We start from the raw sequence: 23894 nt of genomic DNA, 5'->3' as shown, positions 1-23894 counted from the left end.
GCGCTAGAGCACGCCCCGCCACAGACGTCGTTGTTCGCCCGCCGGATCGGCCACCACCCGGTTCGCGCCGGCCGCCAACAGCATGGTCGGCCGCTGCGCCAGCTGGTAGCGCGGCCAGGACGGCAGCGTTGCGTGGGCCGGCTTGCCGTCGCGGATGAAGGCCACCCAGGCCTGGTGCACCATCCGGGAAAAATCGCGGAGCGAGGGGGTGGGCCGGTAGAGCATCTCCAGGAAGGGTTCCTGGAAATTCGACCAGACGATGGGCAGGTCCGAGGCATGCACGGCGAAACCACGGAAGGGTTCCTCGGCCGACTCCTGGTCGAAGCGATACAGGTAGCCCTCGCCGCCATTGCCCACATGCGCTTCGGCCAGGCGCAGCATCGGCACCCAGTATTCTTCCGCGCTCAATAGCTGGATACGCCGCAGGAAATCATGCTGCTCCGGGAAGGCCTGCCGGTAGCGCTGCGCCATGCTGTCCATGGCCGCCACATCGAGCTGCGCCATTTCCCTGGAGAGGATGGCTGCCGTGCCGCTCTCGCCCTGACGATAGGCCGCCAGCAATTCCGGGCGGAAGAAGATCAGCGCCTCGTCGCGGTTGCTTCCCATCAGCAGGCGCAGATGGCGCGATGCCCCCTGCTCCAGGCTGGCCTGCGGCGAACGCGTCAGGTAGCTGCCATCGATCACCGCGCGGAAGGCGAAGTTGCGCGTGTAGGCGCTCGTTGCCGCGATCTGTGCCTTCATCAGTTGCCCGGCCGGACGGCCCAGCAGCAACTCGCGCAACGCCCCCCTGCCCGCCTGTTGCTGCAACTGCTCGCCGAACAGGCGCGCCACCTTGTGTGCCTCATCCAGGGCATGCGTGGTGAGCGCGCCACCGCTCTGGATCACGGCTTGCTGGAACAGACCACGCGCTGCCGGCAATCCCAGCAGGGCCGATACATTCTTGCCGCCCGCCGATTCGCCCCCCACGGTGACGCGGCCAGGGTCGCCACCGAAGGCCCGGATGTTGTCCCGTACCCATTCCAGGCCCAGCACCTGGTCACGCAGTGCATTGTTGCCCGAGCCGTGATACGCCTCACCCAGCAACTCGCCCAATTCCAGGAAACCGAAGGCCCCCACGCGATAGCCGATGGTGACGCAGACCACGCCATCCCTGGCGAATTGCGCGCCGTCGTAGATCGGCTGGCTGGTGGCGCCGTAGATATTGCTGCCGCCATAGATCCAGACGAAGACGGGATGCGGTCCCGGTGTCGCCGGCGCCCAGACATTGAGATAGAGGCAATCCTCCGAGGGCAAGGCATCGCCGATGAACTTGCGCCCGCTCTTGGCCAGCAAGCGCTCCGGCTGCATCGGCGCCGGCCCGAAGGCGAAAGCATTGCAGGGCCGGTCGAAGGCGGGATGCGGCTGCGGCGCACGAAAGCGCAAGGCGCCCGTCGGCGGCAGGGCATAGGGTATGCCCTTGAAGGCCAGCACCTGGTCATCGGCGGCTCCGCGAATGGGACCTCCCGGCGTATCCAGCGTGATGGCACGACGCTCTTGCGCCTGTTCCGGCGCCGCCCATACCGGCCCGCCAAGCGACCCGAGTCCCGCAGCCAATCCCGCCCCCTGTTGCATGAAGCGTCGTCGTCCAGTTTGCATGTCCAGTCCTCCTTGTCGTGATGATGTGTTGACGCCCGGTCCGCGCCTACTTGTTCACCAGCCTGGCGGGAACAGCGCCGATCACGATGGCGGCGCCCGCCACCAGCACGCCGGCAAGCACATACAGGCCGATGCTGGTGCTATGGGTCTGGTCCTTGACCCAGCCGATCAGGAAGGGACTGACGAAACCCGCCAGGTTGGCCACGGAATTGATCAGCGCGATACCGGTGGCCGCTGCCGCACCGCCCAGGAAGGCCGTGGGCAGGCTCCAGAATAGCGGTGCCAGCGACATGATGCCGGCCGAGGCAAAGGACAGCGCGGCAATGGCAAGCCCGGCCTGATTGCCGAACCAGGCACTCAGCGTCAGTCCGACCGCACCGATGAACATGGCCACGGCCAGGTGCCAGCGTCGCTCCAGCTGGCGGTCGGCACTGCGGGCGAACAACACCATGGAGACCGCGCCGACCGCGAAGGGAATCGCCGAGAGCAGGCCCACCGACAGCAGGTTCTTGATGCCGGCAGCCTGGATCAGCGAGGGCAGCCAGAAACTGATGCCGTAGTTGCCCATGGCGCAGGCAAAGTAGATGGCGCACATGATCCATACCTTGCCATTGGAGAAGGCCGCGCGTACCGAATGATCCAGCTTGCCGGCGGCATCACTGCGGATATTTCTTTCCAGGATGGCCTTCTCGTCTTCATCGAGCCAGCTCGCGCCGCGGATACTGTCATCCAGATAGAACAGGACGACGATGCCGACGATCAGCGAGGGCAACGCCTCCAGCAGGAACAGCCATTGCCAGCCGGCCCAGCCATGGCCGGTGCTGCCGAAGGAGCCGAGGATCCAGCCCGAGAGCGGCCCGCCGACCACGCCCGAGATCGGGATGGCGGTCATGAACAGGGCCGTGATCTTGCCGCGCCGGCGCGCCGGATACCAGTAGGTCAGGTAGAGGATGATGCCGGGGAAGAAGCCCGCCTCGGCCACGCCCAGCAGGAAACGCACGACATAGAAGGCCGTGGGCGTGGTCACGAAGGCCGTCATTGCCGACAGGATGGCCCAGCTGATCATGATGCGGGCGATCCAGCGCCGCGCACCATAGCGGTACAGCAGCAGGTTGCTGGGGACCTCGAAGAGGAAATACCCGACGAAGAACAATCCCGCGCCCAGGCCATAGATGCTGTCGCTCCATTGCAGGCTGCCCAGCATCTGCAGCTTGGCGAAGCCGACGTTGACGCGGTCGAGGTAGGCCACCACGTAGCACAGGAACAGGAAGGGGATCAGGCGCCAGGTCACCCTGGCATAGGTCTTGTTCTCGAAGTCCTCATCTGCGGCGCTTGCCAGTCCGGATGCGATCGTACTCACGCTAGTCTCCTTGTCATGCCGGAAGCGCCCCGCGATCTGTGTCGGATGGCGCGTTCACTCTCTGTTGATAAAAATTTATATTTTTTGCTGCTTATTTTTCAGTCGCCAGCACACCGCGCTGGATCTGGTCGCGCTCCAGCGATTCGAACAAGGCCTTGAAGTTGCCCTCGCCGAAACCTTCGCGATAGTTGCCCTTGCGCTCGATGAATTCGAAGAACACCGGCCCCAGCAGAGGCTCGGAAAAGATCTGCAGCAACAGGCGCGGCGAGCCGCCTTCGGTGCTGCCATCAAGCAGGATGCCGCGCGCCTGCAGCGCATCGACCGGCTGGCCGTGACCGGGCAGGCGTTTTTCCAGGTTGTCGTAGTACTGCGCATTGGGCGAGGTCAGCAGCGGGATGCCCGCCAGCTGCAGTTGGTCGATCGCTTCCAGCAGGTTGTCGGTCAGCAGGGCGATGTGCTGGATGCCCTCGCCATTGAACTGCATCAGGAATTCCTCGATCTGGCCGCCGCCCTGCCTGGCTTCCTCGTTCAGGGGAATGCGGATCAGGCCATCGGGAGCGGTCATGGCCTTGGAGGCGAGACCGGTGTATTCGCCCTGGATGTCGAAGTAGCGAATCTCCCGGAAATTGAACAGCTTGCCGTAGAAGTCGGCCCAGTAGGTCATGCGACCGCGATAGACATTGTGGGTCAGGTGATCGACCACGCTGAAACCATGGCCGCGCGGATGGCGCTCCACACCCGGCAGGAATTCGAAATCGACGTCATAGATGGACTTGCCCTCCTCGTAGCGGTCGATCAGGTACAGCGGCGCGCCGCCGATGCCACGGATGGCGGGCAGGCGCAATTCCATCGGTCCGGTCGGGATATCCACCGGCTGCGCCCCCAACTCCAATGCACGGCGATAGGCATGATGCGAATCGCGCACGCGGAAGGCCAGGCCGCAGGCGGAGGGGCCATGTTCGGCGGCGAAGTAGCCCGCCTGGCTGCTGCTGTCGCGATTGATGATGAAGTTGATACCGCCCTGGCGATACAGCGAGACATCCTTGGAACGATGGCGCGCCACTTCCACGAAGCCCAGCTTCTCGAACAGCGGCTCCAGCACACCCGGCGTGGGCGAGGCGAACTCGACGAATTCGAAGCCGCACAGGCCCATGGGGTTATCGAAGAGATCTGACATGCTTGGTTTCTCCCATCAAAGGTCGGTCGTTAAAATCGGGGTAGCTCGGGGAAAGGCAGCGCGTCGCGCGCCACCTGCATGGCGCCGAACTCGGCGCAGCGGTGCAGGGTCGGGATGGCCTTGCCGGGATTGAACAGGCCATGTGGATCGAAGGCGGCGCGCAGGCGATGGAACAGGTCCAGTTCATCCGCCGAGAATTGCCAGCACATGCCATGCAGCTTCTCGCTGCCGATGCCATGTTCGCCACTGACGGTGCCGCCCTCGGCCAGCACTTCCCGCAGGATGGCGTCGGCCAGGCGCAGCGCGCGTTCTTCCTCTCCCGCCACGGCGCTGTCATAGAACAGCACCGGATGCAGGTTGCCGTCACCGGCGTGGAAGCTCTGCGCCACGGCGATACCGTGCTCGTCCGAGAGCGCCATGATGCGCTGGAGTACCCGGCTCAGGACGCGGCGCGGCACGGTGCAATCGGCGACATAGAGATCACTGGCACTGCGCAGCAAGGCCGGCAGCACATTCTTGCGTGCTGCCCACAGCTGGGTGCGCTGCGTCTCGTCATCGGCCTGCCGGGTCTCGATCACGCCGAGCGCACGGAAGATGGTGCGGATCTGCGTGGTCGCCTCCTCGATATCATCGGCTTCGCCATCGAGCTCGCACAGCAGCGCGCCAGCGGCCTCGATGCGCAAGGCCAGTATCGGCGAGTAGCGATGGGCGGCCTGCAGCGAAGCCTGGTCCATGATTTCCAGCCCGGCCGGAACGATGCCGGCGGCGATGATGCGCGAGACCGCGTCGCAGGTCGCCTCGATGTCGGGAAAGAATCCCAGCAACACGCGCACCGCCTGCGGCGTGGGCAACAGTCGCAGGCGTGCCTGGGTCACCAGTCCCAGCAAACCCTCGGACCCGCAAACCAGCGCCAGCAGGTCCAGTCCGGGCTGGTCCAGGCTGCCCTCGCCCAGCGCCAGTACCTGCCCCTCGCCGCCGACCATGCGCAGGCCGGCCAGGTTGTGGACCGTCAGGCCATACTTCACGCAATGCACCCCGCCGGCGTTCTCGGCGATATTGCCGCCGATGGTCGAGGCCACCTGGCTGGAGGGGTCAGGGGCGAAGAACAGGCCCTCACCCGCCGCCTCCTGCGAGACCACGATATTGCGCACCCCCGGTTGCGCCAGCGCCTGCCGGGCCAGCGGATCGACCATCAGTTGCCGGAGGCGGTTCATGGCCATCACGATCCCCTCGGCAACCGGCGTGGCGCCGCCCGACAGGCTGGTGCCGGCGCCACGCGGCACCAGTGCGATACCGGCCCGCACACACAGCGCGACCAGGGCCGCCACCTCCTCCTCGCTGCCAGGCAAGACCACGGCCAGCGGTCGCTGCTGCAGATGGAACAGGGCATCGCACTCGTAGGGCGCGACCGTCTCGGGATCGCTCAAAACCCACTGCGGACCGACGATGGCACACAGTGCATCGATGAATTCGCGCGGCTTCATGCCGGCTCCTGCGGCAAACGTTCGGCCAGCAGTTCCAGCCAGTGCCTGACCGGCACCGGGCTGTTCTTTTGCAGGTGCAGGATGCAGCCGACATTGGCCGACGCGATCGCCTGCGGTTGGCCCGCCATCAGCTTGGCCAGCTTCCTCTGGCCGAGTTCGTCCGCCAGCGCCGGCTGCAGGATGGAATAGGTACCGGCCGACCCGCAGCACAGATGGCCGTCCTTGACGGGTGCCAGCCGGTAGCCGGCCCGTTGCAGCAGCAACTCGACCCGGCCCTTGAGGCGCATGCCATGTTGCAGGCTGCAGGGGGGATGGAACGCCAGTGTCTGCTGCTCGTCCGCCAGCGGGGCCAGCGCCAGGTCGGCGCAACCCCACAGGGCGCCGACCAGCTCCACCGGATCGCGCAGCAGCGCGCTCACGCGCCTGGCCTTGGCGGCATAGTCGGGATCATCCTTGAGCAGGTGGGCGTAGTCCTCGACCATGCTGCCGCAGCCGCTGGAGCTGAGGACGATGGCCTCGGCCCCGGCCTCGATCAATGGCCACCAGGCATCGATGTTGCGGCGCATGGCCTGCGCCGCCTCCGCGGGCGCGCCCAGGTGCTGGCTGATGGCCCCGCAGCAGCCGGTACCGCCGACTTGTACCAGCGCTACCCCGAAGCGGTCGAGGATGCGCGCCAGGGCGACATCGTAGCCGGGCGCCACGGCCCCCTGCACACAACCGCCCAGGGTCAGGACGCGGCGTGCATGCCGGGTCTGCGGCCAGGCCGGGGGCGGCGCCGGACGCACCGGGATCTGCGCGCGCAACCGCGCCGGCAACCATCGGCGCAAGGCCCACCCCATCCGCAAGGCCGCCCCCAGCAAGCGGCGGCTTTCAAGGCACGCCGCAACAGGGCGCGCCTGCTACGATCGAAGGCCGTGCGCGGGACACGCAACTCGACCTGCTGGCGGCCGATATCGATCAGCTGTCCATATTCCACGCCCGATGGACAAGCCGGTTCGCAGGCCCGACAGCCCAGGCAACGGTCCAGGTGGTCGCGCGTGCGCTCGCTCACAGGTGCGCCCTGCAGCATGTCGCGGATCAGGTAGATGCGACCGCGCGGGCTGTCCAGTTCATGATCCAGCACGTCGTAGGTCGGACATACCGAGGTGCAGATACCGCAATGCACGCAGGAGGAGAGGATGCGTTCGGCATCCGCCGCGGCGGCGCTGCCGGTCATCCATTGATCGAATTCGACTCGCATGGGATTGCCTGTCTTCAGAAGGGTGGATACATGCGGCCGACGTTGAAGATCCCGCGCGGATCGAACACGTGCTTGAGCCGCCCATGCAGCGCCATCACGGCGGGCGGCAATGGTCCGAATACCCCGTCGCGACGCTCCCCGGCCGTGCCATGGGCCCACAGGCTGGCATGGCCGCCGTGCGCGCGCGCCCAGCCGGCGATTTCCTGCCCGGCCGTCACTGGCGCCCAGACCCAGCGCAGGGCGCCGGCCCAGTCGATGGCACTGGTCACGACCGGGTGCAGATCCATCTCGGGTGACCCCGGGCGTACCGAGACGCGCCACAGGCGCAAGCGCGCGGCGCCGTCGCCGACGTCGCCCTCAGGCGGCTGGAAGAAGGAATGGGTCTGCTGGGTGAAGGCTTGCCAGAACGATTGTGAGGCCTGCGCATCCAGCAGCTCCCCGCCCTGGCGCGCCAGGAAGCTACGCACCCCATGGGCCGACCCGCTGCTGCGCAAATGGAGACAGCCATCGACATGGACTGCCGCACTCAGGAGGCCGGGGCCGCTGGGCAAGCTGCGCAGGATCTGCAGTGCCTGTCGCGGCGACACCGCCAGCAGCGTGGTCAGCTCCACCGGCGCACGCGCAATCACGCGCAGCGAGACTTCCAGCAACGGCCCCAGGATGCCGAGGCTGCCGGCCATCAGGCGCGCCACATCGAAGCCCGCCACGTTCTTGACTACCTGCCCGCCGAAGCGCAGCTCGCGCCCCATTCCGTCGAGCATGCGTACACCCAGCAAATGATCGCGCAAGGCACCTGCGAAGGGCCGGCGCGGGCCGGACCAGCCCAGCGCCACGGCGCCGCCGATAGTCGCCCCGCTGGGGGCCGGCGGCTCGAATCCCAGCATCTGCCCGCGCTGCGCCAGGACCCGGTCGATCTCGGCCAGTGGCGTGCCGGCACGCACGGTGATGACCAGGTCATCGGGTTCATAGTGGACGATGCCGCGATAGGCTTGCAGCGACAGGCTTTCCCCCACAGGCAGGCCGGCGAAACCACGGCGCGTGCCGGCACCCTCGATGGCCAGGGCCTGCCCCAGGCGCGCGGCGGTGCGGATGCGGTCCTGTATCGCAGCGAGCCAGCGATCGGCATGGAATGCCTCGCCGCCCAGCTCTTCACACACCATGTTGTCGTCGTTCTCGCTCACCTTGTCTCCTGCCTGCCTCGCTCTTGCGGCTCAGTGACGAGGATGGTAGTGAGCCCTCGACGGCACAACAAGCGAGTTCTTTTCGCCTATTATTGAGCTTTGCTAAAGAATACGAAGTATTGATATCTTTTATTCGATATAACGATGAACCTGACCATCAAGCAACTGCGCGCCTTCCTGACCGTGGCTGACACCGAGAGCTTCAATCTCGCGGCCAAGCGCCTTCACCTGACCGCCGGCGCCATCAGCCTGGTGATCAAGGAACTGGAGGAAGAAGTCGGCTTCCCGCTGTTCGACCGCACCACGCGGCGAGTGGCCCTGTCCAAGGCGGGACGCGAGTTCCGGCCGGCGGCCGAGCGCGTACTGCGCGAGCTGGGCGTGGCCATGCTCACGGCGCAGGACGTCAAGAACAAGACCACCGGCGTAGTACGCGTGGCCGCGCCGCTGTTCGTGGCCAGTGCCCTGATGCCGCAGGCCATCGCCGCCTACCGCAAGAGCAAACCGCGCGTGCAGGTAAGGCTGGTCGACTGCGCCGTGGAAGAACTGGTCGGTGCGGTCGAGGGTGACCATGTGGATATCGCCGTCGGTCCCGACCGCGCCACCGGCGAAAGCGTGCGCCGCGTGAGCCTGTACGAAACGCCCTGGGTGCTGTGGTGCGCGGCCAGCAATCCGCTGGCGCGCCGCAAGAAGATCACCTGGGCCGCCCTGGCCAGGCATCCGAGCGTGGTCGCCAGCCACGACTACGCCACCCACGTCGCCAAGGCCTTGCACGCGCTTCCCCCCGACCGGCATTTCACGCCCAGCCATACGGTCACCCATCTGTCGACGGCGCTGGGACTGGCCGCAGCCGACCTCGCCGTCACCTTGTGTCCGGCCTACGTCGGTGTGCTGGCACATGCCTTCGGGCTGGTGATGCGACGCATCGAAGAACCGGAGGTGATACGCGAGATGTCGATCTACCTGCCGACGACGCGCTCGCTGACGCCGGCGGCATCGGCCTTCGTCGATTTCCTCGGGCCGTTCCTGAGTGAACGTGCGCAAGCGGACCTGAAGCTGGTGGATACCCGGCCGTGACCGGGCGGCCTTGGAACCTGCGAGTCACCCGCCTCAGGCCAGCTGCATGGCCGACTCAGCGACCTGTCTGCCTGGCCGCCTCCCTGGCGGCATGATCGATCAGGCGGGCAACCTCCTCCGTGTGCGACAGGAAGGACATATGGCTGGATCGGATCGCGACGATATGGGCGCCGATACGCTCGGCGATGACTTGCTGCACCGTGGCGCGCAGGGCCTGGTCGTCGTCCGTTTTGAGATACCAGCTGGGCTTGTCGTGCCAGGCCGCATGCGCGACCTTCTCGCCCAGGGCCGCGGCCACGATGGGCTGCTGCACGGCGACCAGTTGCCGTGCCGTCTTCAGGGGCAGGTCGGCCGCCATGAATTGATGGAATTGCTGCGGGTCATCCATCCAGACCCGCCCTTCCGGGTCTGGCGACAAGCCATTCATCGGAGCATCGATCTTCGTCATCAGGTCCTGCACCGACTCCGCGCTATCAGGAGCCAGCGCCGACAGATAGACCAGGCCTTTGACATTGGCGGCATTACCGGCCTGGGTGATGACGGCACCGCCCCAGGAATGGCCGACCAGCAGCACGTCACCGCTCTGCCTGCGCAAGACCCGCTCGGTGGCGCTAACGTCGTCGGCCAGCGATGTCAGGGGATTCTGCACGGCAGCGACGTGGTAACCCATGGCTTGCAGCCGCGTGATCAGGGGCAACCAGCTGGAGCCATCGGTCAAGGCGCCATGCACGAGAACGATATTGTGCACGGCAGGCGTCGGCTTGGATGCCGCCGCCATGGCCGGGTGAGCGGCCACCACCAGGCTCAGGCTGATGGCCGCGGCGAGCAAGCGCAGGGGATGAAACGGGGTTCGCATCTTGATACTCCAGGAAAAATCGACCATTGCAGTCTAGTCAGCCATGGGCCCCTGGATAAGATGGCAAACCAGACATAAATCATGCAAAATCCGCCAACCGCTATTGCTGCCTGACGAGGATGACTCATGCGCATCGCCATCGTGGCTGTCGAGGGCAGCCTGCTATCGGCCATCACTGGCCTGGCCGACCTGTTCTGGATGACCGACCAGGCCCTGCGCACGCCGCCGGTCGACCTGCTGGCCGCAGCTCCCGCACGCACCACGGTGCGTTTCGAGACGGTCATCGTCAGCGCCGATGGCAAGGCGCTGCGCGATCCCCAGGGACGCACGATCCCGGTCGATGCGGCCTTCGACGATGCCGGCAACTGCGATGCCGTACTGGTGACGGGCATGGCGCTCGGGCCAGATGGACTGCCTCCCGATTCTGACAGCATCCGGGCAGCGGCTGCCTGGCTTGACCGCCATCACCGCGACGGCACCCTGACAGGGGGCGCCTGCGCCGGCACCTTCGTGCTCGGACAGGCCGGCCTGCTCGATGGCCGGCGCTGCACCACCACCTGGTGGCTGCATCGGGTCTTCCAGCAGCGTTTTCCCAAGGCGCGGCCAGTCTGGGGGACGGCGGTGGAGGAGCAGGATGGCGTGGTGACCACCGGCGGTCCCCTGTCCTGGATCGACCTGGCGCTGCACGTCATCAAGCGCCTCGCCGGTCCCGAGATTGCCAGGCTGGCGGCCGACATGTCGGTGGCGGACAGCCTGGCGCTGCCACAGCTGATCTACGCCCCGCGGGGCTACATCAATGCCACCGACCCGTTGCTGATGAAGGCCGAGCAGATTGTGCGCCATGCCAATCCTGGCCTGACGGCAACGGAACTGGCGCTGGCATTGAACATGAGCGAGCGCACCTTGCATCGGCGCATCAAGCGCATCACCGAAGAATCACCCAAGGAATTCATCATCCGCGTGCGCATAGAAACCGCCTGTGTCCTGCTGGAAGTGCCGGGGACGAGCGTGAAGCAGGTGGCGTTGAAATGCGGCTACAAGGAAGAGGGTTCGTTCCGGCGCGCCTTCACGCAACTGACCGGCAAGACGCCCGCGCAATACCGGCGCTGGTCCGGCATGCGCAATACCGACACCCGGCAGGACAGCGTGGCCGCTGCCGGAGAGGTGCTCCCTTTGCATTCCCTACCACGATGAAAAAGACCGACCTCCGCACCCTTGACCTGAACCTGCTCAAAGCCCTGGCCGCGCTGCTGGACGAGCGCAATGTGACCCGCGCCGCGGCCCGCCTGGGCGTGACGCAACCCGCCATGAGCGGCATCCTCACGCGGCTGCGCGAGAACTTCGACGATCCGCTGTTCTCGCGCACCCAGCGCGGCATCGTACCCACGCCGCGCGCGCTGGAACTGCAGCAGCCATTGCAGCGCATCCTCGGCGAGATCGACGGCCTGCTGCATCCCGCCGTCTTCGACCCGGCCACGGCAACGCTGGACTACACCGTCGCCGCCACCGACTATGCGCTGCGTGCGATTGCCGTGCCGTTCCTGACGGCGCTCAAGCAACACGCACCGCAGGTGCGCGTGGCGCTGGCCTCGGTGGAGGACGGGCCGCTGCAGGAGCGGCTGGAACGCGGCGAGATCGACCTGGCCCTGAGCACGCCCGAGGCCACGCCACCGGGACTGCATGCGCGCAAGCTGTTCGAGGAGCACTACGTCTGCGCACTGCGCGCCGGTCATCCGGCTGCGCGTGGCCGACGTCTTTCCTTGCGGCAGTTCTGCGCGCTGGAACACGCGCTGGTGTCGTATGCGGGCGATCCCTTCCATGGCGTCACCGATGAGGCCCTGGCACGCCTGGGACTGCAACGGCGTGTGAGCCTGTCGGTCAAGCGCTTCCTGGTCTTGCCCGACATCCTGCGTGCCACCGACATGGTGGCCGTGGTGCCGCAGCGACTGGTGGCGGGTGTGGAGGGGCTAAAGCTGCTGGCGCCACCTTTGCCCATCCCGGGCTTTACCAAGATCGCGGCCTGGCACGAGCGCAGCCACCGCGATCCGGCCCAGCGCTGGTTGCGCCAGCTGCTCTTTGCCAGCTGCGGTCGCCCGGCCCTCGACGCCTAGCTCCGCTGCGCCTGACGCGTAGCGGCCACCAGGCCGGTGAGCCATTCCTGGTGGGCATTGAGCATGGGATTGGGGAGAGTCGCCGCCAGTTCACGGGCGGGCTGGCCGTTCTGGGTCTCTTGCGTGAGGATACGCACGCGGCCACCCTCCAGGTCCTCGAACAGCCAGGCGTGGTGGACGTCCAGCCGATGCTGCGCATCACCCTCGACCCAGCCATGCCAGGCCACGCGACCGGGCTGGCCGGCTGCAGGCGGCTGGTATTCGACGACCTCGGCCTCGACTGGGAAGCCGAAGGTGGTGAAGCGAAAGCGCGCACCCGCCGACAGCAGCGGGCCGCTACCGTCATGGAAGCGGATCTCGCTGGCATTGCCGTAGTAAGCGGGCCAGGCACGCGTGTCATCGAGCAGGGCCCAGGCTTGCGCGGCCGACAGGCCGGGGACGATCACTTCATTGGACACATAGTTGTCGGTATGACCCGGCAGGTAGGCGGCAGGCCAGGCGATGGCTGCCTGGGTGACGGTGAAGGTGGTGGTGGTGACGGGGGTATGCATGGCAATTCCTTGGTGATGAATCAGGATGAGCGGCCCATGATGCGCCGCTTCCTGTCATCAATCCAATCCTGAAAAATGATTGCTGACATCATTTGAACTGATATCAGGACCACGTCCCCCACCCTCCATCAACCCGTCATGCCACGGCCACGGCCGCCTTCTGCGCCAATCCCCAGCCACAATAGAAGGCGATATGCGCCAGTGCTTCGCCGAACTCGCCCTGGGTCAGCCCGTGATGCATGGCCAGCGCCAGGCCGGCAGGCAGGCGTTCCACCTGGCCCAGCGCCGCCCAGGCGGCCAGGGTGGCCAGTGCACGCTCACGCGGGGCCAGGCCGGGGCGTCGCCAGAGGTCCTGCAGCAGCAGCTCGTCGGTGAAATGCACCAGCGCCGGCGACACGGCATCGGCCTGCTGCAGGCCGAACAGGGCATCGCGCAGCGCCGCCGGTACCACGTCCTCCAGCTTGCTCAGCTGCGGCGCGGCGGCGGCCTGCAGGTCCGGGGCCACACCGCGCTGGGCAAACACCTCGCGCACGGCGGCGACGGCGCCAAAGGCATTGGCCAGGCTGGCGTAGAACCCCAGATGGGTCAGCAGTTCGCCGATCTCGTCGGGTGTGAGACCGCTGTCGAGCGCCTTGTTGAAGTAATGGGGATAGGCCAGCGTCGCATTGCGCGCCACCAGCGCCGACACCGTCACCAGCGCACGGTCGCGCGCGCACAGGCCGGGGCGATGCCACAGCTCGTCCACGACGCGTTGCTGCGTGTAGGTACTCAATGCCGGCGCGACGGTGGCGATCATCGCGAACAGGGACTGGCTGGCGGATTCATGGGCCATGATGGAGTCCTCCTGGTCGGCCGGCTCAGGCGCGGCCATTGGCGAACTGTGCGGCCACCTCGGTCACGCGCTGGCCCAGGTAGGCAGCGGTGTCCAGGTCGCTCTGCCCCGGCGTGACATCGGCCGGGGCATCGTCGGATTGCGCCATCGCGCCCAGCCAGCCGCCGATGCGGTTCATCTCGTCGCCGCTCTTGCCGGGGAACAGGTCGATGCCGGTCCAGAGCATGCCCTGCTGGGCCGCGAACAGCGCCATGGCCAGCAGCGAATTGAGCTTGTCGCCATGCAGCGCGCCGGAATTGGTGAAGCCGGCCGCGACCTTGTTGCGCCAGGTCTGGGGGATCCAGGACTTGCGGGTCGAGTCTTCCATGAACTGCTTGAAGCGTGCCGAGATGGTGCCGTTGTAAGTGGGCGAACCAAAGATGATGGCTTCGCTGCCGGCGATGGCCTCCCAGTCCACCTTGCCCTGCGACAAGGGAACCAGGATGGCGCGCGCGCCGCTGACCCGCTCCACGCCGCGTGCCACGGCCTGTGCCAGTTTTTCGGTATGGCCGTAGCCGCTGTCGAAGACAATGCTGATGTTCATGATGAGTCCTGTGGATAAATCAAATCGGGGAGTGGCCCTGGGCCGGGACGACAATGCACATTCTGGGCTTACTGATTGCGTCGATGAAGACCGGTAATGATTTAAGATTCATCAACTTCAACTTAACAATCGGTTTTCTGCGGAAGGCGGTTCTCCATGGATACTTCGCAGCGCGTGCGCGCCATCATGTCCTTCGTCCAGGCTGCTGACGCCGGCAGCTTCGCGGCAGCGGCACGGGCGCTGGGGATCTCCTCGGCGGCGGTCAGCCAGAACGTGGCCGGGCTGGAGACGGCACTGGGCGTGCGCCTGATGAACCGCACCACGCGCAGCCTGAACCTGACCGAGGAAGGCAGCGCCTTCCTGCGCCAGGCACGCATCGCCCTCGACGCCCTGGACCAGGCCACCGATGCGGTCGTGGCCGCGCGTGCCACGCCTACCGGCAAGATCCGCATCTCCACCAGTGCCGCCTTCGGACGCGAACAGTTGCTGCCGCTGCTGCCGGGCCTGCTGACGCAGTACCCGGCCCTGACGGCCGAGGTGGATTTCGATGACCGCATCGTCGATCTGGTGCAGGAGGGCTACGACCTGGCCCTGCGCGGCGGACGCATTGCCGATTCCTCGCTGGTGTCGCGCCAGGTATGCCGGATGAACCTGATCCTGGTGGCCACGCCCGCCTATCTGGAGCAACACGGCGTACCGCGCCGGCCGCAGGACCTGACCCGGCACCGCTTGATCACCCGCAAGTTCCTGGGGGGCCGCGTCTCGCCCTGGAACTTCGTGGGCAGCGATGGCAGCATGACCACCCTCAACACCGACCATGCCTTGCTGACGCTATCCTCGCCGGAGTCGCTGGTACAGGCCGCGCTGGCCGACCTGGGCGTGGCCGAGGTCGGCGTGCATCACGCCTGGCACCATCTCCAGCAGGGCGAGCTGAAGATCCTGCTGCCCAGGACGCACCATCCCGGCAGCTACGAGATGAGCCTGCAATATCCGCACCGCGCGCTGGTGGCGCCGCGTGTGCGGGTGGCGGTGGAGTATCTGCTGGAACGCTTCGCGGCCATGGAAGCGCTGCATGTGCCGCTGGCGTCGTTGCGCAAGTACGCGGCGTAGGCAGCATGCGCAGCCGGATTGATTAGTCCTGCTAATAGGTCCATGCAATCCAGGCCACCTAGTCAAGGCGTGCGCTGCTTGCGACACTGTGGCCATGGCCCACATCGGCCAGACGACATCCGCCCCCCTCCACGCTGACACCACCATGACTGAACAACACCTCCCGGCCAGCCAGCTGGCCCTGCTTCCCATTGCCGCCTTCACCGCCACCGGCGACCTGGAACGCCTCGATCCTGCCCTCAGGCGCGGTCTCGATACCGGCCTCGACATCAGCCAGCTGCGCGAAGTGCTGGTGCAGCTGTATGCCTATGCGGGCTTTCCGCGCAGCCTCAATGCACTGGGTGTGCTGATGAAGATCGTCACCGAGCGCCGCCAGCAAGGCATCGAGGATGCACCCGGCCACGCGCCCGTGGCGCCCATTCCCACCGGCACCGACCTGCTGGCCGCTGGCACGGCCAACCAGACCCGGCTCGCGGGCGCACCGGTGACGGGGCCGCTGTTCGACTTCGCGCCGGCCATCGATCTCTATCTCAAGACCCATCTCTTCGGCGACATCTTCTCGCGCGACAACCTCGACTGGCGCAGCCGCGAACTGGCGACCGTGGGCGCGCTGTCGGCCCTGGCCGGGGTGGAGCCGCAATTGCAGGCGCATGTGCGCATCAGCATGAACGTCGGCTTGAGCGCCGCGCAACTGCGCCAGGCCGCCAGCGTCCTGGCGCAGGCCGTCGATGCGGACAGTGGCCGGCGCACTCTGCAGGCGCTGGAACGCCACCTGGCACCGGCCCCATAAGCAGCCTGCCGATACGGCATAAAAAAACCGGACTGGCGCATGACGCGCCAGTCCGGTTTTCGTTTGTGCCTCCCCGCTGGGCGAGGAGCCGGGACGATCAGGCCCCCATCGTGGCGTTGTCGATCACGAAGCGATACTTGATGTCGCCCTTGAGCATGCGCTCGTAGGCGGTATTGATGCCGTCGGCCGCGATGAGTTCGATATCGGCCACGATGCCGTGTTCGGCACAGAAGTCCAGCATTTCCTGGGTTTCGGGGATGCCGCCGATCATGGAACCGGCAATCGAGCGGCGCTTCATGATCTGCAGGAACACATTGGGCGAGGGATGCGGTGTCGCCGGTGCACCCACCAGGGTCATGGTGGCATCGCGCTTCAACAGCATCAGGAAGGCATCCAGCTCGTGCGGTGCGGCCACGGTATTGAGGATGAGATCGAAGCTCTTGGTATGGGCCGCCATTTCATCCGCATTGCGCGAGACCACCACTTCATCCGCGCCCAGTGCCTTGGCATCGGCGCGCTTGGATTCGGAGGTCGTGAAGGCCACCACATGCGCGCCCATGGCATGGGCGATCTTGATGCCCATGTGGCCGAGGCCGCCGATGCCGACCACGCCGACCTTCTTGCCGGGGCCGGCGCCCCAGTGGCGCAGCGGCGAGTAAGTGGTGATGCCGGCACACAGCAGCGGCGCCACGGCGGCCAGGTCGGCCTCGGGGTGGCGGATGCGCAGCACGTAGCGCTCATGCACCACGATCTGCTGCGAGTAGCCGCCCATGGTCCAGCCCGGCGCGTCGGGGGTGGCGCCGTTGTAGGTGCCGGTCATGTTGTCGCAATAGTTTTCCAGGCCGGCATCGCAATCCTCGCAATGCTGGCAGCTGTCGACGATGCAACCCACACCGACCAGGTCACCGACCTTGTAGTTCTTGACGTGGTCGCCGACAGCGGCCACGCGACCAACGATCTCGTGGCCGGGAACGCAGGGGTACTGGGTACCGGCCCATTCGGAGCGGACCTGGTGCAGGTCGGAGTGGCAGATGCCGCAATAGGCGATGTCGATCTGGATGTCGTGCGGGCCGGTGGCACGGCGGGTGATGTTCAGGTGTTCCAGCGGCTTGTCGGCTGCGTGGGCGCCATAGGCATGTACTTGCATGGGATCTCCTGGAGTAGGCTGGCGTTGAAAGCGGGCAGGCAGCCGGTGGGCAGGCCTGCCGGGAAACACTGGATTGTGTCGCGGGCCGCGGGCCAGGGACAGACCCAATCCGCTGCGATTCTTGCCTATTCATCCGGCAGCAGGCCGGCGTTGCGGCCATCGCCGGTGGGCCATTGTGCCTCATCTGCGCCATCGGCGCCGGGCAGCCGTGATCCGCGGTGGGTTGGTCAGCGGGACCTTGCCTTTGGTTCCGGAAAGGGGCTGGTTCAGCTTGTCCAGCGGGTCCTATTCGGTCGGCAACACCTTGCGTGGTCGCCCTCCTTTGCGGCCGTTCTCACGCACCGCCAATGCCTTGGCCGCGCTGCTGCGGCTGCCATTGCGGGCGGCGACAACCGTGACAGCCAATGCCATCAAGGGCGCGCTAGCCGCTACCAGGCCGGCGATGGACACATGCAGATCCTGTTCCTCCAGGCATAAGGCACTGCCACCGTAACCAATCACGATGCGACCCAGTTCAGCTGTGCTGAGCCTTACCAGTTCGGGATAGTTGTTGATTGGCAGCAGGATCGCCGCATTGTCGGCAAAGCCCACCACCAATGCCTCGTGCTGAGGGAGATAGCTGACCTGCGTGGCCTGTAGCGTGATGCTGCGGCGCCTGCGACCTTCCGCAACGGCGCGCTCCCACGACGCTGGCGTAACGGGTTCATTGTCGCGTTGCTTTGCCTTGATCGTTGTCATCGCTCGATTTCCAAGGGGCTGGATTGCCCCGCAAGTTGCAATATCGTCCTGTCCTGCCAAGGGTCGAAACGTGCCGAAACAATGTCGATGGCGGCCGGTCGATATCGCTGCGGACTGACAACCTCTTCAGCCTCTCCATCCCACTGCTGGTTATCCAGGCACACCGTGTGCCTGCTCAGCCACCAACGTTCCCGGGCTCGCCACAGGTGAGCAGGTTGCTGGATCACTTGTCGCAACTCTTCTGCCAAAGCCATACTCGGCCCGCGCCTGCCCGGAACGACATCCCACAGTTCGACGCCGTTGTGCCAGAAACTGAAGCGATAACGGGCATCCCATTGTGGGGTTCCTACATGCACATGCGGCGGGCAATGCTCATTTCTTGTCAGCACGGAAATGACCAGCCCCTTATGCGAACAAATTCTCATAAACCTAACTGTTAGGTTATCTGGATAATAGACCCGATCCTGAACCCGTGCAAATGCCACACGCGCCCTTTCGTCAAGGGCGCGCAGGTTCAACAGCGTATTTCGGGATGGGATAACGGATGCGACGGCGATGACCGCCAGTTCGCAAGCGGAAGAGGCTAGAACAGGAGGGAGGTAGACGTCAGCAGCGACACAAAAGTATCGCCGCCCCATTCAATTTTTTCAGTCCCGCACCCCCAGCCGGTACACCGTGGTCTGGCGGTACACCTGCCCCGGGCGCAGGATCACGGCTTCCTGATAAGGCGTGTTGACCTGGTCGGGATAGGCCTGGGCCTCCAGGCAGAAACCATCGTGGATGGCATAGGCCTGCGGCCCCCGTCCCTGCACGCCGGCCAGGAAGTTGCCGCTGTAGAACTGCAGGCCGATCTCGGTGGTCGAGACCCGCAATTCACGGCCTGAACCGGGATCGTAGACCGTCGCGACCTCTCGCAGCGGCTGCGCGACGCGGCCCTCGCCGGCCACCGGTTCGCTCTCGGTGTGCAGGCAGTAGCAGTGGTCGAAGCCGCCGGCCAGCTTCAGCTGCGGGTCGGGCCAGTCCAGCCGGGGGCCGATGGGGGCGGGCTGGCGGAAGTCGAAGGCGCTGCCGGCGACCTCGGCCTGTTGCTGCGGGATCAGGCTGGCATCGACTTGCAGGTAGGCGTCGGCATCGATGGAAATGACGTGGTCGCGAATGTCGCAGGCGCCACCGTTGAGGTTGAAGTAGGCGTGCGAAGTCAGGTTCAGCGGCGTGGGGGCATCCGTGGTGGCGGTGTAGTCGATGCGCAACTGCCCGTCCTCGTCGAGCCGGTACAGCACCGAGGCCATCACATTGCCCGGGAAACCGGCCTGGCCGTGCGGCGAGACCAGCATCATGCGCAGGCCTTCGGGGTCGGGCTGGGCCTGCCACAACTGGCGGTGGAAACCGTCGGTGCCGCCGTGCAGGTGGTTCTCGCCTTCGTTGCAGTCGACCTGGCAGGGCTGGCCATCGAGCGTGAAACGGCCCGCGGCGATGCGGTTGCCCCAGCGGCCGACGATGGCGCCGAAATAGGCCGGGTTGTGGCGGTAGTCCTCGACCCGGGCAAAGCCCAGCAGGATGTCGGCTTCACGGCCGTAGCGGTCGGGCGCCCACCAGTTGATCATGCTGGCGCCGAGGTTGCTGATGCTCACGCGCATACCACTGTGGTTGCGCAGGGTATAGAGCTGGATGCCGTCGGCCGTGGTGGTGTGGGAGAGGGTGAAGTGCGTCATTTTGTGGATTCGAGGAGGGATGTCCCTGCGGGTTTCTTTTTGGGCCGGGAGGTTGGCTGGGGCTGAAGCTGTGGCTGGGACGACGATGCGACAGGTGCTGCGGCCTGCTCCAGCCCGGCGGCGAATTGTTCCTGGTACTCCCTGGGCGTGCAGCCCAGTTCGCGCTTGAAGACGGCATGCATGTACTGCACCGAGGTAAAGCCGCAACTGATGGCGATCTCGGCGGCGTGGCTGCCAACCTGTTCCAGCAGCCGCTTGGCGGCATCGAGCTTGAAACGCAGGATCTCGTCATGGACGCTGCGGCCCAGCTCGCGCCGGAAATACCACTCCAGCGAGGAGCGCGAGATGCCCACGTAGTCCGCCACCTGGTCGGTCTTGATGCCCTGGCAGGCGTACTGGCGGATGAAGTGCAGCGCCTGCATCACATGCGGGTGATTGCGCACCTCGTGGCGGCTGGAGGCCAGCACGTTGATGCCCACCGGCGGCACCAGGATGCGGGTATCGGGAAAGCGCGCACCATGCAGCATCTGGTGCAGCAAGTGGGCGGCGGTACGGCCCATTTCGACGCTGCCCTGGATCACCGAGCTCAGCGGGATGCGCGTCAACACCCGCGCCAGCGGATCGTTGTCGATGCCGATCAGGGCCACCTGCTCGGGCACCGCGATGCCGGCGAACAGGCAGGCCTGCAGCAACTGCCGCGCGCGCGCATCGGTGACGGCGATGATGCCCACCGGCTTGGGCAGGCTGCGCACCCAGGCGATCTGCTGCTCCACGGCGGTGTCCCAGGATTGCGCGCTGGTGCCCACGCCGCGATAGATGTGGCCGGTGATGCCGTCAGCCTCGGTCAGGCCGGTGAAGATGCGCTCGCGCTCCTGCGCCCAGCGGTTGCAGTCGGACTCGGGCAGGCTGAACAGGGCGAAATGCTGCAGCCCGGCTTCGATCAGGTGGTCATAGGCCAGCTTGACCATCTTGACGTTGTCGGTGGCGACGTAGGGCCGGTTGGCCGGGTACTGGGCGGGGTCGGCGTAGGAACCGCCGATGGCCACCACCGGCAGCTGCACGCCCTGCAGCGCGGCCGTAGTCACCGGGTCGTCGAAGTCGGCAATGATGCCGTGGCCGGCCCAGCGCTCTATGCCCTGCGGACGGCAACGGAAGTCCTCTTCCAGGTACAGGTCCCAGGACGCACGCGTGCTGCTGATGTATTCGCCGATGCCGGAAATGATTTCCCGGTCGAAGATCTTGTTGCCGTTGAACAGCAACGCAATCCTGTGCACCGTTGGCACTTTTGCCACGTTTTGTCTCCTGGTCCGCCGGTGCTGCAGGAGTGCGCCCCGGTCGTTCTTCTCTGGATGTTTGCTTGAGTGACGGATTGTAGCGAGCCATCGTCGAAATGGCTGCTATGTGCTCCTGCAACAAAAAGAATCACTAAGCCACTTGGTGAATTTCGTAATTGTAGAGGTGATTGGCCCGGCGCTAGTATCCCCCTCGCATCATCCCTCGGCGCGGTCATTTCCGGCCAGCCGCCGTCCCAGGCGGCGCGGCAGGCCGCTGGACCTGAATGCAGGTCCACTTCCACCGGGCTGCGCCGCTTCAAAAAACATAATCATTCCAATTCAAATCGGAGACTGGACTATGAAGGCAATGCTGAAGAAAACCGTGTTGGCCCTGATGGCCGTGACCACCCTGTCGATGGTGGCCACGAGCGCGATGGCCGATGCCAAGAATCCCAAGATCGGCTTTTCCATCGATGACCTGCGCGTGGAACGCTGGGCGCGCGACCGCGATTTCTTCACCGCCGCCGCCGAGAAGCTGGGCGCCAAGGTGTATGTGCAATCGGCCGATGCCAGCGAGCAACGCCAGATCTCCCAGATCGAAAACCTGATCTCGCGTGGCGTGGACGTGATCGTGATCGTGCCCTTCAACGCGACCGTGCTGACCAACACCATCAAGGAAGCCAAGAAGGCCGGCATCAAGGTGCTGTCCTATGACCGCCTGATCCTCAACGCCGATGTCGACGCCTACATCTCCTTCGACAACGAGAAGGTCGGTGAAATGCAGTCCGAGGGCATCCTGAAGGTCAAGAACAAGGGCAACTTCTTCCTGCTGGGCGGCTCGCCCACCGACAACAATGCCAAGATGTTCCGCGAAGGCCAGATGAAGGCCCTGAAGCCCTACATCGACAAGGGCGACATCAAGATCGTCGGCCAGCAATGGGTCAAGGAATGGAACCCGACCGAAGCCCTGTCCATCGTCGAGAATGCGCTGACGGCCAACAACAACAAGATCGATGCCATCGTGGCCTCCAATGACGGCACCGCCGGTGGCGCCATCCAGGCGCTGGCCGCGCAGAAGCTGGCCGGCAAGGTGCCGGTCTCGGGCCAGGATGCCGACCTGGCAGCGGTCAAGCGCGTGGTGGCCGGCACCCAGACCATGACGGTCTACAAGCCCCTGAAGCAGATCGCCTCCGAAGCAGCCAACCTGTCGGTGCAACTGGCGCGCAACGAGAAGCCGACCTACAACGCCCAGTACGACAACGGCTTCAAGAAGGTCGACAGCCTGCTGCTGAAGCCCATCCTGCTGACCAAGGAAAACGTCAAGGTCCTGGTCGACGACGGCTTCTACACCCAGGCCCAGATCGACGGCCGTTGATCTTGGTGTGAAGCATGCCGGTGCGGATATCGCGCCGGCATCGCTGCCGGCGCCAGTGGCGCCGGCTCCCGACGCTTCCCTACGAGAGAGCAGGCATGTCCCAGTATCTGTTGCAAATGAAAGGCATCGTCAAGACCTTTGGCGGTGTGCGCGCCCTCGACGGCATCGATCTTGCGATCCGTGCGGGTGAATGCGTGGGCCTGTGCGGCGAGAATGGCGCCGGCAAATCCACGCTGATGAAAATCCTCTCCGGTGTCTATCCGCACGGCACCTGGGAAGGCGAGATCCTGTGGGAGGGCAAACCCCTGCAGGCGCAGTCGGTGCGCGACACCGAGGCCTCCGGCATCGTCATCATCCACCAGGAACTGATGCTGGTGCCCGAACTGTCGGTGGCCGAAAACATCTTCATGGGCCACGAGATCACCCTGCCCGGTGGACGCATGAATTACCCGGCCATGTATCGCCGCGCCGAAGAACTCATGCGCGAGCTCAACATGCCCGACATCAACGTGGCCCTGCCGGTGTCGCAATACGGCGGCGGCCACCAGCAGCTGGTGGAAATCGCCAAGGCGCTCAACAAGGATGCGCGCCTGCTGATCCTGGACGAACCCTCGTCGTCGCTGACCGCCTCCGAGATCGCGGTGCTGCTCAAGATCATCAAGGACCTCAAGGCGCGTGGCGTGGCCTGCGTCTACATCTCGCACAAGCTCGACGAAGTGGCCGAGGTCTGCGACACCATCTCGGTGATCCGCGATGGCCGCCACATCGCCACCACGCCGATGCAGGAAATGGATGTGGACAAGATCATCACCCAGATGGTCGGGCGCGAGATCACGGCCATGTATCCCGAGCGCAAGCACGCCATCGGCGAGGTCGTGCTGGAGGCGCGCAACATCACCTGCTTCGACGTCGACAACCCGCGCCGCAAGCGGGTCGACGATGTCTCCTTCTCGGTACGACGCGGCGAGATCCTGGGCATCGCCGGACTGGTCGGTGCCGGCCGCACCGAGCTGGTGTCGGCGCTGTTCGGTGCCTATCGCGGGCGCTATGAAGGCCAGGTCTGGCTGGAAGGCAAGCTGGCCGATACCGGCACGCCGCTCAAGTCGATCCGCCAGGGCCTGTGCATGGTGCCCGAGGACCGCAAGCACCACGGCATCGTGCCGGACCTGGACGTGGGCCAGAACATCACGTTGACCGTGCTGGGCCGCTTCTCGCGCGGCAGCCGCATCGACGAGAGCGCCGAGCTGAAGACCATCCAGGACGAGATCGGTCGCCTGCGCGTGAAGACTGCCAGCCCCTTCCTGCCCATCACCGGCCTGTCGGGCGGCAACCAGCAGAAGGCCGTGCTGGCCAAGATGCTGCTGGCCCGGCCCAAGGTCCTGATCCTGGACGAACCCACGCGCGGCGTGGACGTGGGCGCCAAGGCCGAGATCTACCGCTTGATCTCGGACCTGGCCAAGGAAGGCCTGGCCATCATCATGGTCTCTTCCGAACTGGCCGAGGTGCTGGGCGTGTCGGATCGCGTGCTGGTCATCGGCGAGGGCAAGCTGCGTGGCGACTTCGTCAACCAGGACCTGAGCCAGGAGACCGTACTGGCCGCCGCCATCAACCAGTCTGCCCCGCCCGCGCCCCTGCGCGCGACGGCGGGATGAAAAAACTTAGAA

At 65.6% G+C, this 23894-nt stretch carries 23 protein-coding genes; 7 read left to right on the top strand and 16 right to left on the bottom strand.

Annotation, left to right across the window (positions count from 1 at the left end):
* Nucleotides 1–3: 3 nt before the first annotated feature.
* From ACIPHN_RS05415 to glcE, 7 genes are all read right to left on the bottom strand, one after another.
* Nucleotides 4–1635, bottom strand: a complete 1632-nt coding sequence (locus ACIPHN_RS05415) for a carboxylesterase/lipase family protein (RefSeq protein WP_400433875.1) — start codon at nucleotides 1633–1635, stop codon at nucleotides 4–6.
* Nucleotides 1636–1681: 46 nt separating this feature from the next.
* Entirely contained in the window at nucleotides 1682–2995 is a 1314-nt protein-coding gene (locus ACIPHN_RS05410) for an MFS transporter (protein WP_400433872.1), read from the bottom strand.
* A gap of 91 nt (nucleotides 2996–3086) precedes the next feature.
* Entirely contained in the window at nucleotides 3087–4172 is a 1086-nt protein-coding gene (hppD, locus tag ACIPHN_RS05405) for a 4-hydroxyphenylpyruvate dioxygenase (protein WP_400433870.1), read from the bottom strand.
* Nucleotides 4173–4201: 29 nt separating this feature from the next.
* Nucleotides 4202–5656 carry an FAD-linked oxidase C-terminal domain-containing protein gene (locus tag ACIPHN_RS05400; protein ID WP_400433867.1) on the bottom strand — a complete coding sequence of 485 codons (1455 nt, stop codon included), beginning with the start codon at nucleotides 5654–5656 and terminating at the stop codon, nucleotides 4202–4204.
* Nucleotides 5653–6495, bottom strand: a complete 843-nt coding sequence (gene glcF, locus ACIPHN_RS05395) for a glycolate oxidase subunit GlcF (protein WP_400433864.1) — start codon at nucleotides 6493–6495, stop codon at nucleotides 5653–5655. Before glcF ends, ACIPHN_RS05400 begins: the two co-directional genes overlap by 4 nt.
* Nucleotides 6384–6896 carry a 4Fe-4S dicluster domain-containing protein gene (locus ACIPHN_RS05390; protein WP_400433861.1) on the bottom strand — a complete coding sequence of 171 codons (513 nt, stop codon included), beginning with the start codon at nucleotides 6894–6896 and terminating at the stop codon, nucleotides 6384–6386. Before ACIPHN_RS05390 ends, glcF begins: the two co-directional genes overlap by 112 nt.
* 14 nt (nucleotides 6897–6910) lie before the next feature.
* Nucleotides 6911–8077 (bottom strand): glycolate oxidase subunit GlcE, encoded by a 1167-nt coding sequence (gene glcE, locus ACIPHN_RS05385; protein ID WP_400433859.1) that lies wholly within the window; start codon nucleotides 8075–8077, stop codon nucleotides 6911–6913.
* Between the two features lie 144 nt (nucleotides 8078–8221).
* Here glcE and ACIPHN_RS05380 point away from each other — a divergent pair, with 144 nt between their 5' ends.
* Nucleotides 8222–9151, top strand: a complete 930-nt coding sequence (locus tag ACIPHN_RS05380; RefSeq protein WP_400433856.1) for a LysR family transcriptional regulator — start codon at nucleotides 8222–8224, stop codon at nucleotides 9149–9151.
* 55 nt (nucleotides 9152–9206) lie between these two features.
* On the opposite strand, the gene ACIPHN_RS05375 is transcribed toward ACIPHN_RS05380, so the two are convergent.
* On the bottom strand, nucleotides 9207–10007 hold the full coding sequence (locus ACIPHN_RS05375) for an alpha/beta fold hydrolase (RefSeq protein ID WP_400433853.1): 801 nt from the start codon (nucleotides 10005–10007) through the stop codon (nucleotides 9207–9209).
* Nucleotides 10008–10133: 126 nt separating this feature from the next.
* Here ACIPHN_RS05375 and ACIPHN_RS05370 point away from each other — a divergent pair, with 126 nt between their 5' ends.
* Complete coding sequence (locus ACIPHN_RS05370) at nucleotides 10134–11201, top strand: GlxA family transcriptional regulator (RefSeq protein WP_400433850.1); 1068 nt, start codon at nucleotides 10134–10136, stop codon at nucleotides 11199–11201.
* The gene (locus ACIPHN_RS05365; RefSeq protein ID WP_400433847.1) at nucleotides 11198–12118 is read left to right on the top strand and encodes a LysR family transcriptional regulator; all 921 of its coding nucleotides are present in this window, start codon (nucleotides 11198–11200) and stop codon (nucleotides 12116–12118) included. The genes ACIPHN_RS05370 and ACIPHN_RS05365 overlap by 4 nt, the downstream gene beginning before the upstream one ends.
* Here the strand turns inward: ACIPHN_RS05365 and ACIPHN_RS05360 are convergent.
* The 3 genes from ACIPHN_RS05360 to ACIPHN_RS05350 form a co-directional block, all read right to left on the bottom strand.
* Entirely contained in the window at nucleotides 12115–12669 is a 555-nt protein-coding gene (locus ACIPHN_RS05360; RefSeq protein ID WP_400433843.1) for an SRPBCC domain-containing protein, read from the bottom strand. The two genes, ACIPHN_RS05365 and ACIPHN_RS05360, sit on opposite strands and share 4 nt — an antisense overlap.
* Before the next feature lie 136 nt (nucleotides 12670–12805).
* Nucleotides 12806–13501 carry a carboxymuconolactone decarboxylase family protein gene (locus tag ACIPHN_RS05355; RefSeq protein WP_400433840.1) on the bottom strand — a complete coding sequence of 232 codons (696 nt, stop codon included), beginning with the start codon at nucleotides 13499–13501 and terminating at the stop codon, nucleotides 12806–12808.
* A gap of 25 nt (nucleotides 13502–13526) precedes the next feature.
* The gene (locus ACIPHN_RS05350; RefSeq protein ID WP_400433837.1) at nucleotides 13527–14084 is read right to left on the bottom strand and encodes a flavodoxin family protein; all 558 of its coding nucleotides are present in this window, start codon (nucleotides 14082–14084) and stop codon (nucleotides 13527–13529) included.
* Between the two features lie 156 nt (nucleotides 14085–14240).
* Between ACIPHN_RS05350 and ACIPHN_RS05345 the strand changes: the two genes are divergently transcribed.
* Complete coding sequence (locus ACIPHN_RS05345) at nucleotides 14241–15194, top strand: LysR substrate-binding domain-containing protein (RefSeq protein ID WP_400433834.1); 954 nt, start codon at nucleotides 14241–14243, stop codon at nucleotides 15192–15194.
* 145 nt (nucleotides 15195–15339) lie between these two features.
* Nucleotides 15340–15984, top strand: a complete 645-nt coding sequence (locus ACIPHN_RS05340; protein WP_400433831.1) for a carboxymuconolactone decarboxylase family protein — start codon at nucleotides 15340–15342, stop codon at nucleotides 15982–15984.
* A gap of 97 nt (nucleotides 15985–16081) precedes the next feature.
* Here the strand turns inward: ACIPHN_RS05340 and ACIPHN_RS05335 are convergent, their stop codons facing one another.
* From ACIPHN_RS05335 to ACIPHN_RS05315, 5 genes are all read right to left on the bottom strand, one after another.
* The gene (locus ACIPHN_RS05335; RefSeq protein ID WP_400433828.1) at nucleotides 16082–17131 is read right to left on the bottom strand and encodes an NAD(P)-dependent alcohol dehydrogenase; all 1050 of its coding nucleotides are present in this window, start codon (nucleotides 17129–17131) and stop codon (nucleotides 16082–16084) included.
* A gap of 285 nt (nucleotides 17132–17416) precedes the next feature.
* Nucleotides 17417–17869 carry a DUF2442 domain-containing protein gene (locus ACIPHN_RS05330; protein ID WP_400433825.1) on the bottom strand — a complete coding sequence of 151 codons (453 nt, stop codon included), beginning with the start codon at nucleotides 17867–17869 and terminating at the stop codon, nucleotides 17417–17419.
* Nucleotides 17866–18387, bottom strand: coding sequence for a DUF4160 domain-containing protein (locus tag ACIPHN_RS05325; RefSeq protein WP_400433822.1), 522 nt, complete (start codon nucleotides 18385–18387; stop codon nucleotides 17866–17868). The genes ACIPHN_RS05330 and ACIPHN_RS05325 overlap by 4 nt, the downstream gene beginning before the upstream one ends.
* A 129-nt stretch (nucleotides 18388–18516) precedes the next feature.
* A complete protein-coding gene (locus ACIPHN_RS05320; protein WP_400433819.1) occupies nucleotides 18517–19581 on the bottom strand; it encodes an aldose epimerase family protein in 1065 nt (354 codons plus the stop codon).
* Entirely contained in the window at nucleotides 19578–20873 is a 1296-nt protein-coding gene (locus tag ACIPHN_RS05315; RefSeq protein ID WP_400433816.1) for a XylR family transcriptional regulator, read from the bottom strand. The genes ACIPHN_RS05320 and ACIPHN_RS05315 overlap by 4 nt, the downstream gene beginning before the upstream one ends.
* A gap of 340 nt (nucleotides 20874–21213) precedes the next feature.
* Here ACIPHN_RS05315 and xylF point away from each other — a divergent pair, with 340 nt between their 5' ends.
* Both xylF and xylG read left to right on the top strand, forming a co-directional pair.
* Nucleotides 21214–22230 (top strand): D-xylose ABC transporter substrate-binding protein, encoded by a 1017-nt coding sequence (gene xylF / locus ACIPHN_RS05310; protein ID WP_400433813.1) that lies wholly within the window; start codon nucleotides 21214–21216, stop codon nucleotides 22228–22230.
* 95 nt (nucleotides 22231–22325) lie between these two features.
* Nucleotides 22326–23882 carry a D-xylose ABC transporter ATP-binding protein gene (gene xylG / locus ACIPHN_RS05305; RefSeq protein ID WP_400433811.1) on the top strand — a complete coding sequence of 519 codons (1557 nt, stop codon included), beginning with the start codon at nucleotides 22326–22328 and terminating at the stop codon, nucleotides 23880–23882.
* The last annotated feature ends 12 nt before the right edge of the window (nucleotides 23883–23894 follow it).

This window comes from Herbaspirillum sp. NPDC087042, from assembly GCF_044745245.1.
Lineage (GTDB): Bacteria > Pseudomonadota > Gammaproteobacteria > Burkholderiales > Burkholderiaceae_D > Herbaspirillum.
Note: the sequence above shows the minus strand (reverse complement) of the source record. Positions and strands in the feature narration are given on the sequence as shown.